12 protein-coding genes and 1 riboswitch are annotated in these 14,471 nt (G+C 66.2%); of the genes, 4 read left to right on the top strand and 8 right to left on the bottom strand.

Going from position 1 to position 14,471, the window contains the following annotated elements:
- Positions 1-23: 23 nt before the first annotated feature.
- Complete coding sequence (locus BLS91_RS02875; protein ID WP_092339046.1) at positions 24-3,068, top strand: alpha-mannosidase; 3,045 nt, start codon at positions 24-26, stop codon at positions 3,066-3,068.
- 89 nt (positions 3,069-3,157) lie between these two features.
- Here the strand turns inward: BLS91_RS02875 and BLS91_RS02870 are convergent, their stop codons facing one another.
- A complete protein-coding gene (locus tag BLS91_RS02870; protein WP_369827307.1) occupies positions 3,158-5,083 on the bottom strand; it encodes an ABC transporter ATP-binding protein in 1,926 nt (641 codons plus the stop codon).
- A gap of 67 nt (positions 5,084-5,150) precedes the next feature.
- On the opposite strand from BLS91_RS02870, the gene BLS91_RS02865 reads away from it, so the two are divergent.
- Genes BLS91_RS02865 through BLS91_RS02855 form a run of 3 tightly spaced genes read left to right on the top strand, consistent with a single transcriptional unit; the run spans position 5,151 to position 7,788 of the window.
- Positions 5,151-6,092 carry an ABC transporter ATP-binding protein gene (locus tag BLS91_RS02865; RefSeq protein WP_092339044.1) on the top strand — a complete coding sequence of 314 codons (942 nt, stop codon included), beginning with the start codon at positions 5,151-5,153 and terminating at the stop codon, positions 6,090-6,092.
- Positions 6,089-6,952: an ABC transporter permease gene (locus tag BLS91_RS02860; RefSeq protein ID WP_092339042.1), complete on the top strand. Its 864-nt coding sequence runs from the start codon at positions 6,089-6,091 to the stop codon at positions 6,950-6,952. Before BLS91_RS02865 ends, BLS91_RS02860 begins: the two co-directional genes overlap by 4 nt.
- Positions 6,953-6,963: 11 nt before the next feature.
- Positions 6,964-7,788, top strand: coding sequence for an ABC transporter permease (locus BLS91_RS02855; protein WP_233197375.1), 825 nt, complete (start codon positions 6,964-6,966; stop codon positions 7,786-7,788).
- Between the two features lie 52 nt (positions 7,789-7,840).
- Here the strand turns inward: BLS91_RS02855 and BLS91_RS02850 are convergent, their stop codons facing one another.
- The 7 genes from BLS91_RS02850 to BLS91_RS02820 all read right to left on the bottom strand — a co-directional run bounded on the left by BLS91_RS02850 (position 7,841) and on the right by BLS91_RS02820 (position 14,408).
- Positions 7,841-9,193 carry an MFS transporter gene (locus BLS91_RS02850; RefSeq protein ID WP_167552410.1) on the bottom strand — a complete coding sequence of 451 codons (1,353 nt, stop codon included), beginning with the start codon at positions 9,191-9,193 and terminating at the stop codon, positions 7,841-7,843.
- Positions 9,194-9,335: 142 nt separating this feature from the next.
- On the bottom strand, positions 9,336-9,692 hold the full coding sequence (locus BLS91_RS02845; RefSeq protein ID WP_092339038.1) for a hypothetical protein: 357 nt from the start codon (positions 9,690-9,692) through the stop codon (positions 9,336-9,338).
- Positions 9,693-9,725: 33 nt separating this feature from the next.
- Positions 9,726-10,202, bottom strand: coding sequence for a 6,7-dimethyl-8-ribityllumazine synthase (gene ribH / locus BLS91_RS02840; protein WP_092339036.1), 477 nt, complete (start codon positions 10,200-10,202; stop codon positions 9,726-9,728).
- Positions 10,202-11,461 carry a GTP cyclohydrolase II gene (gene ribA / locus BLS91_RS02835; protein WP_092339034.1) on the bottom strand — a complete coding sequence of 420 codons (1,260 nt, stop codon included), beginning with the start codon at positions 11,459-11,461 and terminating at the stop codon, positions 10,202-10,204. The genes ribH and ribA overlap by 1 nt, the downstream gene beginning before the upstream one ends.
- The gene (locus BLS91_RS02830) at positions 11,458-12,105 is read right to left on the bottom strand and encodes a riboflavin synthase (protein ID WP_092339032.1); all 648 of its coding nucleotides are present in this window, start codon (positions 12,103-12,105) and stop codon (positions 11,458-11,460) included. The genes ribA and BLS91_RS02830 overlap by 4 nt, the downstream gene beginning before the upstream one ends.
- Before the next feature lie 7 nt (positions 12,106-12,112).
- The gene (gene ribD / locus BLS91_RS02825) at positions 12,113-13,147 is read right to left on the bottom strand and encodes a bifunctional diaminohydroxyphosphoribosylaminopyrimidine deaminase/5-amino-6-(5-phosphoribosylamino)uracil reductase RibD (protein WP_233197364.1); all 1,035 of its coding nucleotides are present in this window, start codon (positions 13,145-13,147) and stop codon (positions 12,113-12,115) included.
- Between the two features lie 90 nt (positions 13,148-13,237).
- Positions 13,238-13,374, bottom strand: a riboswitch (FMN riboswitch).
- Between the two features lie 59 nt (positions 13,375-13,433).
- On the bottom strand, positions 13,434-14,408 hold the full coding sequence (locus tag BLS91_RS02820) for a sugar-binding transcriptional regulator (RefSeq protein WP_338061540.1): 975 nt from the start codon (positions 14,406-14,408) through the stop codon (positions 13,434-13,436).
- Positions 14,409-14,471: the final 63 nt, after the last annotated feature.

Here is a 14,471-nt window from a genome sequence, read left to right as displayed (position 1 = left end):
AGCCACGGTCGTAGGATGCGAGCATGCATGACGACAGCGCACTCGTCGAGGCCCGGCTGAATCGGTTTGTTCGCGAACGGCTGCAGCCGGCGATCTATGGGGCTACCGCGCCGCTCACGGTCACGGCCTGGGTGGCGCCGGGGGAGCCGGTCTCGTTTGCGGAGGCCGTCTCGCATCCGTTCACGCCGTTTGCCGTGGGCGAGGCGTGGGGGCGGCCCTGGGGCACGGTGTGGTTTCACCTGACGGGAACGGTGCCGCCCAAGTGGGCCGGCCTGGCCGAAACCCGCATCGAGGTCGTGGTCGACCTCGGGTTCACGGTCGCCGTGCCGGGGTTTCAGGCCGAGGGCACGGCCTACAACCCAGACGGGCGACTCCTCAAAGGCGTCGAATCGCTGAACCGTGCCGTCACGGTCACCGGCGAAATTGTCGATATGTACATCGAGGCGGCCGCCAACCCCAATATCGCCGCCGACTTCAGCTTCACCCCCACCCCGCTGGGCGACCTCGCCACCGCCGGCACCACGCCGCTCTACACCCTGTGGCAAGCGGATGTCGCAGCGCGCGACACACAGGCCTGGCACCTTCTGCAGGACGTCGTAGCGCTAGACGGCCTGCGCCGCGAGCTGCCGGCCGCCTCGCCCCGACGGGCGAACATTCTGCGGGCGCTGGAACGCTGCCTCGACCTTCTCGACCCCGACGATGTCGGCGGCACGGCGGCGGTTGGTCGGGCTGCCCTCGCCGACGTGCTCGCGAGCCCGGCGAATGCCAGCGCGCACCGGGTGCACGCTGTCGGGCACGCGCACATCGACAGTGCCTGGCTGTGGCCGGTGCGGGAGACGGTGCGCAAGGTCGCGCGCACCTTCTCCAACGTGCTCGACCTGATTGACCGGTACCCCGATTTCGTGTTCGCCGCCTCGTCGGCGCAGCAATACGCCTGGCTGCAGGACGGCTACCCTGAGCTGTTCGAGCGGGTGCGGCGGGCCGTCGCGGCCGGCAACTTCGTGCCGACCGGCGGAATGTGGGTCGAATCCGACACGAACATGCCCGGCGGTGAGGCGTTGGCGCGGCAGTTCGTGGCGGGCAAGGGGTTTTTCCTGCGCGAGTTCGGGGTAGAACCACTCGAGGTCTGGCTGCCGGACTCGTTCGGATACTCGGCGGCGCTGCCGCAGATCGTGCGGGCCGCCGGCAGCCGCTGGTTTCTCACCCAAAAACTCTCCTGGAACGACACGAACGTGTTTCCGCACCACAGCTTTCTCTGGGAGGGCCTCGACGGCAGCCGCATCTTTACACACTTTCCGCCGGTCGCCGACTACAACGCGCAGCTCTCCGGGCTCGAACTGGCCCGGGCCGAACGCCTCTACAGCGAAAAGGGTGTCGCGAACACCTCGCTCGTGCCGTTCGGCTGGGGCGACGGCGGCGGCGGACCGACCGAGGAGATGATCGCCGCCGCCCACCGCACCGCGTCCCTCGAGGGATCGCCCACGGTCGAGCTGTCGAGTCCGCGGCGGTTCTTCGAGGCGGCGGAGGCCGAATACGCGGCGCCACCGGTCTGGTCGGGGGAGCTGTACTTGGAGTTTCACCGCGGCACGCTCACCTCGCAGGCCCGCACCAAGCAGGGCAACCGGCGCTGCGAACACCTACTGCGGGAGGCCGAGTTATGGGCGACGACGGCATTCATTCGGTCAGGAGCGGAGTATCCACGCGCGGCACTCGAAAACGCGTGGCAGACGGTGTTGCTGCAACAGTTTCATGACATTCTTCCGGGATCGTCGATCGCCTGGGTTCACCAACAGGCCGAGCGTGAGTATGCGCGGGTCGCGGGGGTGCTCGAAGGGGTGATCGAGGCATCCGTTCGAGCGCTGTGCGGACCAGGCGACGACGCGATTCTGCTGAACGCGGGGCCCTACGCCCAGGAGGGTGTGCCCGCACTCTGCGGTGTCACGCAGGTTGCGGATTCCCTTCTTGGCGCCACGATCGCGCGCACCCCCGCCGGCTGGGTATTGTCGAACCGGCACGTGCGCGTGACCATCGACGCCGACGGTCTCTTCACTTCGATCTACGATCGCCACGCCGAGCGCGAGGTCGTGCCGACCGGAGCCAGGGCCAACCTGCTCACCCTGCACCGCGACACCCCCACCCAGTGGGATGCCTGGGACATCGACACCCCCAACGCACGCCTGTTCGAGGCGCTCACCGACGCCGAGACGGTGGAGCAGCTCGACCACCTGCCCCACGGTCAGGTCGGCGTTCGCGTCACGCGGCGCTTCGGTGCCTCGACTATCACCCAAGACGTCACCCTGGCGCAAGACTCGAGTGCCATCGACCTCACGTTCAACATCGACTGGCACGAGCGCCAGAAACTGCTGAGGCTAAACTTCGCGCTCGAGGTCGCCGCTGACCGGGCCGCCTCCGAGATTCAGTTCGGCCATATATTCCGTCCGACGCATGCAAACACCTCGTGGGATGCGGCCCGCTTCGAAACCGTCGCCCACCGCTGGGTGCACGTCGGCGAACCCGGCTTCGGAGTGGCCGTCGCCAACGATTCCACCTACGGGCACTCGATCACCCGCACCGTCTTCGCTTCAGAAGCGGATGCCGCACCCCGCATCGGCACGACCGTGTCGCTCTCCCTGCTGCGCGCGCCGCTTTTTCCCGATCCGACCGCCGACCAGGGGCGGCACGAGCTACGCGTTGCTCTGCGCGTGGGCGCGAGTATTCCCGACGCGGTATATGAGGGCTATCGACTGAATCTGCCGATCCGCACCGTAACCGGCGTCGGTTCCACGCCAGTGGAGCCGCTATTCACTGTCGACAACCCGGCCGTCGTGATCGAGGCGGTGAAACTCGCCGAAGACGGCAGCGGCGACGTCATCGTGCGGGTCTACGAGGCGCATGGTACCCGGGCCCTGGCCCGCGTCATCCGCTCATTCGACGCGACCGAAACGTTCGAGACCGACCTGCTGGAGCGCCCGGTCATCTCGTCCGCCGTCATCGAGGCCGATGACGCCGCCCTGACGCTGGAGCTGCGCCCGTTTCAGCTCGTCACTCTGCGCTTTCGGCGCACGTAACCCCGGTAGATTTCGCGACACGCAGTAATCGCGCGTCAATCTGTGCGGCGTGTCGCATATTTACCGGTAAAAAATACCGGCATGGCGGGCTAGACCAGTAGTTGGTGTTTTGCTAAGTCGCGATAGAGGGGGGTCGAGACGACGAGCTCGGAGTGCGTGCCGACGCCGACGACCTGGCCGTGGTCGAGCACCACGATCTGGTCACTGTCGACCACGGTCGACAGGCGGTGCGCGATCACGATCAGGGTGCGGTCGGCCGCGACGGCGTCGATGGCCTCCCGCATCATCTGCTCGTTCTTGCCGTCGAGGCTCGAGGTGGACTCGTCGAGCAGCAGAATCGGTGGCGCCGCGAGCAGCGCCCGCGCGATCGCGAGCCGCTGGCGTTCGCCACCGGAGAGTTTCACTCCCGATTCGCCGACCGCAGCCCCGAGTCCGGCCGGGTCGCGGTCGAGTACCTCGCCCAGGTTGACCGCGTGCAGCACGGTGATGCAGTCCTCGTCGGTGGCGTCGGGGGTCGCGAGAGTGAGGTTGTCCCGCAGCGACCCGGCGAGCACCGGGGCGTCCTGTTCGACGTAGCCGATCTGGGCGCGCAGCGCGGTGCGATCCAGCGAGCGGATGTCCAGCCCGCCCAGTCGCACGGTGCCGTCCGAAACGTCGTAGAACCTCTCGATCAGGGCGAGGATGGTGCTCTTGCCCGCGCCGCTCGGCCCGACGAGCGCCGTGCGCAGTCCGCGCGGGGCGGCGAAAGAAACGCCGTTGAGCACCGGCCGCGGGTCTGTTGACGGGGGAGCGGTCTCGATATCGGCGGCGGCAGCATCCGCTTCGTTGGAATCAGCGTCGACCGGAGCGACCGCATAGCCGAAGTGCACGTTCTCGAAGCTGATCGCGGCGGCTTCGGGGCGCACCTTTTCGTTGGCGGCGCCGACCGTCATGGCGAGCGGGGCGATGTCCCGGTCGAACTGGTCCTCGGCGGGCAGGTCGATGATCTCCTGGATACGGCCGAGCGCGCCGAGCGCGGAGTTAACCGAGGTGATCGCGCCGAAGAACTGTCCGAGCGGCATGATCATCATGAACAGAAACAGAATGAACGCGACCAGGTCGGCGATGGTGATGGCGTCGCTCGCGACCCGAAAACCGCCGACGCCGAGCACCACGAGAAACGACACCTGCATGGCGATGCCGGCGATCGGTACGACGAGGGCGCTGATCTTGGCAACCTTGATACCCATGCGCCAAGCGCCGCGGGCGTCTTCCTCGATCACGGCGACTTCACGGTCGGTGGCATTGGCGGCGCGCACGGTGCGAATGGCGCTGATGGCGCGTTCGACGCTGGCCGCGAGGTCGCCAACCTTCACCTGGGCGGCCGTGCTGGCGGTGCGAATGCGGCGGGACAGCAGGATGACGGTGACCACCGACACTGCGATGACGAGCACGGTCAGGCCGAGCAGTACCGGGTCGATGATGAGCATCGCCACGAGTGCGCCGATGAAGGTGAGCGACCCGCCGATCGCTTCGACCAGGCCCTGGGTGAGTACCGCGCGCAGCAGGGTGGTGTCGCTGCCGACGCGGGAGACGAGGTCTCCGGTGCGGCGGGCGTCGAATTCGCTGATCGGCAGTCGCAGCAGTCGCCCAACCAGTTTGCGCCGGCTGGAGAGCACGACGCCCTCGCCGGTGCGCTGCAGCAGATAGTGCTGGTAGCCGCTGATCAGGCCCGAAATGACCACGAGCGCAATCAGCACACCAACGAGCGACCCGAGTGGGTCATTCGCCTGCACGATCGTGATGACCTGGCTGACGAGCAGCGGCTGGGCCAGGCTCGCGGCGGCGCCCAGCACGCTCAGAACGATGACGACGCTGAGCACCTTTTTGTGCTCGAACAGGTAGGGCAATAACTGGCTGAACGTGGCGCGGGGACCGGCGGGAACGGGTCGGCCGCGTCGGCCGCGCGGCGTCTTCCCGGCGCTCGGCGAAGCGGATGCAGCAGCGGATTCGGGCACACGGGTAGCGGTAGTCACCAGAGAATCGTAGCTGCCGAAGATGCGAACAATCCCCAGTGTCACCGGTGCGGTCTAGGTTAGAACTGTGCCAGAGCCTGTCATCGCCACCCAGAATCTCGTCAAAAGTTATCCGGTCAAGAACGCAAGCGATTTCGTCGCCGTCGACGGCATCAGCTTTGAGGTTGCGCCGGGGGAGTCCTTCGGGCTGCTCGGGCCCAACGGCGCCGGTAAATCCACGACGATGCGCATGATCGGTGCGGTCTCCACGCGCACGAGCGGCGACCTGGCTGTGCTCGGCCTCGACCCCAATCGGTATGGTCCCGAGATTCGCTCCCAGCTCGGTGTCGTTCCGCAGGAGAACAACCTCGACATGGAACTCAAGGTGCGGGAGAACCTACTGGTCTACGGCCGCTACTTCGGGCTGCCGCGCGCCCGGGTGGCCCGTCGGGCCGACGAACTGCTCGAGTTCGCGCAGCTCGCCGACAAGGCCTCCGCCAAGGTCGATGACCTGTCCGGCGGCATGAAGCGTCGCCTCACCATCGCCCGGGCCCTCATCAACGACCCGCGCATCCTGCTCCTCGACGAACCGACCACCGGCCTCGACCCGCAGGCACGCCACATTCTCTGGGACCGCCTCTTCCGCCTGAAAGAGCAGGGCACGACGCTGCTCCTCACCACCCACTATATGGACGAAGCCGAGCAGCTCTGCGACCGCCTCGTCGTGGTCGACAAGGGGCGCATCATGGCCGAAGGTTCCCCGGCCGACCTCATTCGCCGCTATTCCTCGCGCGAAGTGCTCGAGGTGCGGTTCGGGTCCACCCAGAACGCCGAGGTCGCGGGCCGCATCGAGGGCTATGGCGAGCGGGTCGACGTGCTGCCCGACCGCATCCTGGTCTACAGCGACAGCGGCGAGAATGAATTAGAGCGGATGACCGCAGCCGGCCTCCACCCGATCACCAGCCTCGTGCGTCGCTCCAGCCTCGAAGACGTGTTCCTGCGGCTCACCGGCCGAAACCTGATCGAATGAGCACGCTTTCCGATAACACGAGCGACGGCATCCGCTCTGATACGCTCGCGGCGGCGGTCGCGCAGGCCGCGCGTACCCGCCGTTACGGCTCCTGGTATGTGGCCGAACACCGATTTCGGGTGATGCGGTCGTATGCCCAGACCGTGCTGTTCACAGCAATCGGTAGCCCGCTGGTCTACCTGTACGCGATGGGGGTAGGCCTGGCAAGCCTGGTCGACGGCAATCTCGGCGACGACGCCGTCAACGTGGTGAGCTACCTCTCCTTCCTCGCCCCGGCGTTGCTCGCCAGCAGTGCGATCGCGGTGGCATCCGAAGAGTTCACCTACCCGATCATGCTCGGCTTCAAGTGGAACCCCACCTTCTTCGGCATGAACGCAAGCTCGATTCAGCCCGGCCAGATCATCAACGGCATCGTCATCTCGGTCGCCGCGCGCATGCTGCTCACCTGTGCCATCTTCTTCGTCTTCATGCTGGTCTTCGGGGCGGTACCGAGGCCACTGGGGTTCGTCGCTGTGCTCGTGGCGCTGCTCACCGGCCTGGCCTTCGGGGCGCTCGTGATGGCCTACACGGCCACCCTCAAAGACGACACCGGACAGCTCGCCATGGTGCAACGCTTCGTCATTTTGCCGATGACCCTGTTCTCGGGCACGTTCTTTCCCCTCGATGTGCTGCCACCGTACCTGCAGTGGATCGGCTGGATCTCGCCACTCTGGCACGGCACCGAACTCTCTCGAGTCTTCGCCTACGGTATGCCGGAGCCGATCTGGTTGAGCCTCGTGCACGTGCTCTATCTCGCCGCGCTGCTGGCCGTCGGCTGGATCTGTGCCCGCCGCCTCACGGCCGACAGGTTGAACAAGTGACCGGGCCGCAGCTGTCTCCGTCGACGATCGCGGCGGGCGCTCGCCCGCCGCGCGCGTTCGGCCACCTTTATGCTGGCAACGCGCGCAGTGTCATGGCGCGCGGCTGGCGAGCGACCCGCAGCACCAACTCCCTCGTCGTACTGAGCGGCTTCGTCGAGCCCATCTTCTACCTGCTGTCAATGGGCCTCGGCCTCGGGGCACTGATCGGGCAGGTGCAGACCGCCGACGGCACCCAGGTCTCCTACGCAGCGTTCATTGCCCCGGCCCTGCTCGCCGTCGCCGCGATGAACGGCGCGATCTACGACTCGACCTGGAACGTGTTCTTCAAGATGCAGTTCGCCAAGCTTTACGAGGGGATGCTGTCGACCTCGCTCGGCCCGCTCGACGTGGCACTCGGCGAGATCTCGCTCGCCCTGCTGCGCGGACTGCTCTACGCGACCGGATTCATGCTCGTCATGCAGGCCCTCGGCCTGAACCTGTCCTGGTGGGCGCTGCTCGCCCTGCTCGCCGTGTTGCTCATCGCGTTCGGCTTTGCGAGCGTGGGTATGGCGGTCACAAGCTACATGAAGACGTTCCAGCAGATGGACTGGATCAACTTCGTGCTGCTGCCGATGTTTCTGTTTTCGGCCACGTTCTACCCGCTCAGCGTCTACCCGCAGGGAATCCAATATGTGATCCAGGCGCTGCCGCTCTGGCACGGTGTCGAGCTCGTGCGGGCACTGACCACCGGCCAGGTCAACCTTGGGCTGCTCTGGCACGTGCTCTACTATGCCGTGATGATCGTGGTCGGCCTGTTCGCGACCACCCGCCGCCTCAAAGCCCTCTTCCTGAACTGACAACGCTCCCCCACGCCGAGCGTGAGAGGAGCGGATGCCGTACCGAAAGAACTCAGCGGTGCAGGTCGAGGTCTTTGGTTTCGCGGCTCAGGATCAGCGCGATCAGGGTGATGACACCCATCACCGAGAGGTAGATGCCGACCCAGAACGGGCTGCCCTCGCCGATCGTCCAGAGCCAGACGGCGATGAACGGGGCAACTGCGGCACCCAGAATGGAACTTATGTTGTAAGCGAACGCCGAGCCGGTGTAGCGCACATTGGTCGGGAACAGCTCGGGCAGCAACGCGCCCATCGGGCCGAAGGTCATGCCCATGAGCGAGAAGCCCACGATGAGGAACAGCATCACACTGAGGTCACCGGCACCGAGCAACGGCACGAAGAGGAACCCGAACACGATGATGAACAGGGTCACGATGATGAGCGTCTTGCGACGTCCGTGCTTATCCGCCCAGGGGCCGGAGGCGAGGGTGAAGATTCCGAAGAACACCACGCCGAGAATCATCATGAGAATGAAGCTGTTGTAGGTGAAGCCGAGTCCGGGGACCTCGGCATCGGTGGCGGCACGACCGTAGCTCAGCGTGAAGGTGGTCATCAGGTAGAACAGCACGTAGGTGGCCAGCATGATGAACGTGCCGAGGATGAGTTCGCGCCAGTTGGACTTGAACACGGCAGCGAGCGGCAGCTTCTCAACTCTGTCAGCCTTGACGACCTTGGTGAAGACGTCACTTTCAACTAGGCGCAGACGCACCCAGAGTCCGACGATGACCATCACGGCCGAGAACAGGAACGGCACGCGCCAGGCCCACTCGAGGAACGCCTCCGACGGACGGGTCGGGTCGGTCGACGGCAGCGCGAGGGCGAGGCCGAGAAACAGGCCGTTGGCAATGATGAAGCCGAGCGGGGCGCCGACCTGCGGGAAGGTGCCGTACCAGGCGCGCTTGCCGACCGGAGCATTCTCGGTCGCAACCAGCGCCGCGCCGCTCCACTCCCCACCGAGGGCGAAGCCTTGGGCGAGACGCAGGATGACGAGCATGAGCGGTGCCCACCAGCCGATCATGGCGTAGGTCGGCAGCAGGCCGATCAAAAAGGTCGCGATACCCATCGTGAGCAGAGCGCCGACCAGGGTGGCCTTGCGTCCCTTGCGGTCACCGAAGTGGCCGAAGAACAGCGCGCCGATCGGGCGGGCGACCATCGCAGCGCCGAAGACGGCGAAGGAGGCGAGCAGCGCGGTGGTGTCGTTGCCGGTCGGAAAGAACAGGTGCGGGAAGACCAGAACGGCTGCCGTCGCGTAGACGTAGAAGTCGTAGAACTCAATGGTCGTGCCGATGAGGCTCGCCATGATGACGCGACTCTTCGGATTGAGAGGTGTAGTCGGCGTCGATACTGACGCTGTGCTTGTTGACATGAGGATGGAACGCTTTCGAAAGGATGGCTGAGCGCCGACGAAACCCGCAAGTCGATCTGACTTCCCGCGGAAGCGTTTACGCACGAATGGTGGTGTGGCCGCGTGTAGAGGTCACAAAATACCTTAGCCCGCTTTCGCGCAGTTACTTCCAGAGCACCGCGATGGCAACGTTGGCCAGGGTCAAGGCGCCAATGGCCCAGAGCACGAGCGATGAAACGCTCGGCTTCTTGCGGTTGACGATCACGAGCACGGTGATCACGAGGAGCACGACCAGCTTGACGCCGATCTTGGCATTGTCGATGTGGCCGAGCGAACCCATCTCGATGATGCCGACGAGCAGCACGCCGGTGACCAGCTGGGTCAGCGCACCGTGGAACATTGCGGCGACGATCGTGCCCTTGCTGGCAATGATCGGCTTGATCTGCACGAGAAAGCCGCCGAGCAGCGAAGCCAGTCCGACGAAGTGCAGAATGAGCAGAATATTGCGTATAAGGTCCATGCGTTCAGCCTAGAGACACAAAGACGCCGTCCCTTACCCGATGTGCCCGCGCAACTCCCGAAGCACCAACGCGGTCGAGAGGGCAGCGGATGCCGCCTCCTCGCCCTTGTCTTCCTTCGACCCGGGCAATCCGGCCCGGTCGAGGCCCTGCTGCTCGTCGTCCAGCGTCAAGACGCCGAACCCCACAGGCTTGCCGGTGTCGAGGGCGACGCGGGTGAGGCCATCCGTTGCCGCTTTCGAAACGAACTCGAAGTGGGGGGTGCCGCCGCGAATGATCACGCCGAGCGCGACGACCGCGTCGGCACCGCTATCGAGCGCGACCTTGCAGGCGACGGGCAATTCGAAGCTGCCCGGAACGCGAACGAGTGAGAATTCGGCGTTGCTCGCTTCGAGCACCCGGGTCGCGCCGGCGATGAGGCCGTCGGTGATGCCGGTGTGCCACAGACCGGCAACGATGACGAGCCGAAGGCCGCGTCCGTCAACGCTGATTGTGGGTCCTGTTCCAGCCATTAGGCGATTCCGTTCATGATTTCGATGTTGGAAATGTGGTGACCCATGCGGTCACGTTTGGTGGCGACGTACTCCTCGTTGAACTCGCCGATACCCACCACGAGCGGCACCCGTTCGGTCACGGCGACGCCGTGCAGTTCAAGTTGACGCACCTTCTCCGGGTTGTTGGTGAGCAGCCGCACCGACTGCAAACCCAGATCGTGCAGGATGCTGGTGGCCGCGCCGTAATCGCGGCTGTCGCCGGGCAGCCCCAGCGCGAGGTTGGCGTCGAGGGTGTCGAGGCCGTCCTCCTGCAGCTCGTAGGCGCGCAGCTTGTTGATCAGGCCGATGCCGCGCCCCTCCTGGCCGCGCAGGTAGACGACGACGCCGCCCTCCGCCTGGATGATGTCGAGGGAGGCGTCGAGCTGCGGTCCGCACTCGCACTTGAGCGAGCCGAAGGCCTCCCCGGTGAGGCACTCGGAGTGCACCCGCACAATGGCACCATTGACCGGGGTTCCGGCGACGAAAGCGACGTGATCGGCACCGGTGGAGCGGTCCCGGTAGGCGCGTACTCGGAAGGCCCCGTGCCGGGTGGGCACCGTGGTCTCCACCTCGAAGTCGACCCGCGGGGCCTCGATGATCGGGGCGATCGTCGGCAGCGCCTCGTTCGGGTGGAACTCGTCCAGGTAGCTGATCAGGTCTTTGATCGTGATGACGAGCAGCCCCTCGCGCTCACCGAGTTCGAGCAGGCCGGGCAGGCGCATCATTTCGCCGTCCTCGGCGACGATCTCGGCGATCGCGGCGACCGGAACCAGGCCGGCCAGTTTCATGAGGTCGACGCCGGCTTCGGTGTGGCCGCCGCGCTCTCGCACGCCGCCGTCGCGGGCCCGCAGCGGCAGGATGTGGCCGGGGCGGTGCAGGCTGGCCGGGGCCGACTGCGGGTCGGCCAGCACCCGCAGGGTGTGGGCGCGGTCAGCGGCACTGATGCCGGTCGACAGCCGGTCGGCGGCATCGACACTCACCGTGTAGTTGGTGCCGAGTGGGTCCTCGTTGTTGAGCACCATCACCGGCAGGTCGAGCTGGTCGGCGATCTCGTTGGTCATCGGCGCGCAGATGAATCCGGAGGAGTAGCGCACGGTCCAGGCGATCCACTCCTGCGTGGCCAACTGGGCGGAGATGATGACGTCGCCCTCGTTTTCGCGGCCCTCGTCGTCGGCGACGATGACCGGTCGGCCGAGGCGCAGGGCGTCGAGTGCGGAGGGAATATCGGCGAGGCTCATGATGCGCTCCTTGTTGCTGCTTCGGGCTGGGAATTGTGGGTGGCGAGGGCCAGCATCCGTTCGACGTGGCGCGCCAGAATGTCGGTCTCGATGTTGACCCGGTCGCCGACGGCGCGTTCGCCGAGGGTGGTGGCGGTGAGGGTCTCCGGAATGAGCGACACCTCGAACCACTGGTTCACATCGGTGGCCGGACTGATGTTGCTCACGGTGAGGGAGACGCCGTCGATGGCGATCGACCCCTTACCGACCACGAGCGGCGCCAGCTGGGCGCTGAGGCTGAATCGCAGCACCCGCCAGGCCTCGCCGGGGGTGACGGCGAGTACGGTGCTGGTGCCGTCGATGTGGCCCTGCACGATGTGGCCGCCGAGTCGTCCGCCGACGAGGGCGGCGCGTTCGAGGTTGACCGTGGAGCCGACTCTGGCGTCAGACAGGGTCGACATCGACAGGGTCTGGGCCATCACGTCGGCGGTGAACGTGTCGGGGGTGCGTTCGACCACGGTGAGGCAGACGCCGGCTACGGCGATGGAGTCGCCGTGACCGGCGCCGTCGACCACGAGTGGGCCGCGGATGGTGAGGCGGGCGGCATCCGCTGTGGTCTCGATGCGCTCGATCTGGCCGAGCTCCTCGATGATTCCGGTGAACATGGGTTCCTTAGGGTGTGAGCGGTCGGGCCACGATGAGAACATCGTCGCCGAGGCGGTCGAGGGAGTGGATAGAGAGGCGGCGCTGCTCGCCGATTGCGGCTACGCCGATGTCAGTGAGGGCCAGTCGCGGGCCGCCGATCAGCGTCGGCGCGAGGTAGACGAGGTATTCGTCGACCAGCCCGGCGGCCACGAACGCGCTCGCCACGGTTGGGCCGCCCTCGATGAACACGCTGCGCACGGCGCGTTTGTGCAGGTCGGCGAGTAGGCCGGGCAGGTCGAGGCCGTCGAAGAACAGCGGCTGCTGCGGGTGCGCAAACAGGGCAGAGGATGCCGGCGCCTCGCGTCGCCCGACCACCACGGGCACGGGCTGCCGGGGGAGCAGCACACCGTCGGCGTCGCGCGCGGTCAAGGCGGGGTCATCGGCGAGAACGGTGCCGGTGCCGATCAGGATCGCATCGGAGGCGCTACGACGTCGGTGCACGTCGAGGCGGGCCGCGTCGCCGGTGATCCAACGGCTGGAGCCGTCGGCGGCGGCCGCGCGCCCGTCGAGGCTCGACGCCCATTTGAGAGTGACGAACGGGCGACCGAGGCGGGCGGCGACGAGCCAGTCGGCGAGAAAAGCCTCGCCGACATTGGCGAACAGCCCGCCCTGCACCTCGATGCCGGCGGCGCGCAGCCGGTCGGCCCCGCCGCAGGAGTGCTGGCCCGGGTCGGTCACCGAGTACACGACGCGGGCCACGCCGGCATCGATCAGGGCCTCTGCGCACGGACCGGTGCGGCCGATATGGTTGCACGGTTCGAGCGTGACAACGACGGTGCTTCCGCGAGCGGCGCCGGGGTCGAGCTGTGCGAGCGCGTCGACCTCCGCGTGCCGGGTGCCGGCGCCGCGGTGCCACCCTTCGGCGAGGGTCTCGCCGTTGGCATTCAGAATTACGCAGCCCACCCGCGGGTTGACTCCGGTGGCGAGGCCCTGGGCGGCCAGCTCGAGGGCGCGGCGCATGGCGCTCCGCAGGCCCACGTTAACTGCCGCGTTGTTGGTCATCCCGCCCTCATCCGTGTCGGACGAGCTCCGGGGGCGTGGGTGTGCATCATCATGCCTAAAACCCGTCGGTCAACCGTAGGGGCCAACCAACTCGTGCGCCTCCCGTCCGGACTTTAACCGTCGGTGCTGGAGTTTCACCAGCTCAACCGTCGGTCCCTCGTCAAAGGGACTAACGGGTCGCGGACTTTAACCGCCGGTTCGGAATTACACCGACCCCGGAGCACGTGTAGTACTTCTAGTTATAGTGCAACAGCCTGCGCGCCGTGGTATTCCGTTCAATATCCGATCAGTTTGCCTCGACCAGGGCGCGGGCCGTGCTCTCGTCGACGAACAGGTCGGTGATGAGGTGTGCGGCCAGAGCGCCGCGCAGGCTCGCGAGCTTGGAGCGACCGGCCACAACGCAGATGCGGCGCGGGGTGCGGCGCAGCGCGGTGAAGTCCGGACCGGTGGAGCGTTCGTTCATGGCGATATCGTCGGCCGAACCGTCGGCGCGGTAGAACACTGTCGCGACGTCGCCGACCACGCCGGCCGCGCTGAGGGCGTCGAATTCGGCCTGCTCGAGGTAGCCGCCGGCGTAGACCCGGCTGATCACGCCGGAGAACGGAGAACCGAGGCCGAACAGGGCGATATCCATGATGGACTGCATATCGATCAGGCGACTGATGCTGCGCTCGCGCCACAGCGCCTGCTTGGTCGCGGGGTCGTCGAAGAAGGCCGGCACCGGAAACTGCTGCACATGCGCGCCGAAGGCCGTTCCGAAACGGCCGAGAATCTCACTCGCGTAGCCGAGACCGGTCGTACGCATATTTCCGGCGCCGTTGAGCTGCACGATCTGCGAGTTGTGCGTCTGCTTGGGCGTCACGTGCCGGCTGATCGCGTTCATGGTCGAACCCCAGGCGATACCCATGGTCATGTTCGAGTCAAAGTATTGGCCGAGAATCCGTGCAACAGACAGGGCCACACGCTCGAGCCGATCGACATCGCTCGCGCTGTCCGGAACCGGAACGACGTGCGCGGTGATCTGAAATCGAGCCTCGATCTGCTGCTCGAGGTGACTCGGGGCATCCAGTGGGGACTTGATTTGGATGTCGACCAGGCCGGTCTCTCGAGCGTGGCTGAGCAAGCGGGAGACGGAGGAACGGGAGGTATGTAGCTCCTGGGCAATGGCATCCATTGTGAGGTCCTGCATGTAGTACAGGTGCGCGGCGGTGAGGGCATCGCGGCTGCGGTCGGACTGCACGGGGTCGGTCTCGAAGGTCACAGCGGCTCCTTGCACGTATGTTCAATCCGGTTGAGAAATTATGTAGGACTGTCAGAATGAATC

The sequence above is a fragment of the Cryobacterium flavum genome, assembly GCF_900103805.1.
Lineage (GTDB): Bacteria > Actinomycetota > Actinomycetes > Actinomycetales > Microbacteriaceae > Cryobacterium > Cryobacterium flavum.
Note: the sequence above shows the minus strand (reverse complement) of the source record. Positions and strands in the feature narration are given on the sequence as shown.

Bases quoted from the DNA above. Each gene is read 5' to 3' on its own strand.
- BLS91_RS02845 (WP_092339038.1), bottom strand. From the start codon at position 9,692: ATGGACCTTATACGCAATATTCTGCTCATTCTGCACTTCGTCGGACTG.
- BLS91_RS02830 (WP_092339032.1), bottom strand. From the start codon at position 12,105: ATGTTCACCGGAATCATCGAGGAGCTCGGCCAGATCGAGCGCATCGAG.
- ribH (WP_092339036.1), bottom strand. From the start codon at position 10,202: ATGGCTGGAACAGGACCCACAATCAGCGTTGACGGACGCGGCCTTCGG.
- BLS91_RS02850 (WP_167552410.1), bottom strand. From the start codon at position 9,193: ATGTCAACAAGCACAGCGTCAGTATCGACGCCGACTACACCTCTCAAT.
- BLS91_RS02860 (WP_092339042.1), top strand. From the start codon at position 6,089: ATGAGCACGCTTTCCGATAACACGAGCGACGGCATCCGCTCTGATACG.
- ribD (WP_233197364.1), bottom strand. From the start codon at position 13,147: ATGACCAACAACGCGGCAGTTAACGTGGGCCTGCGGAGCGCCATGCGC.
- BLS91_RS02875 (WP_092339046.1), top strand. From the start codon at position 24: ATGCATGACGACAGCGCACTCGTCGAGGCCCGGCTGAATCGGTTTGTT.
- ribA (WP_092339034.1), bottom strand. From the start codon at position 11,461: ATGAGCCTCGCCGATATTCCCTCCGCACTCGACGCCCTGCGCCTCGGC.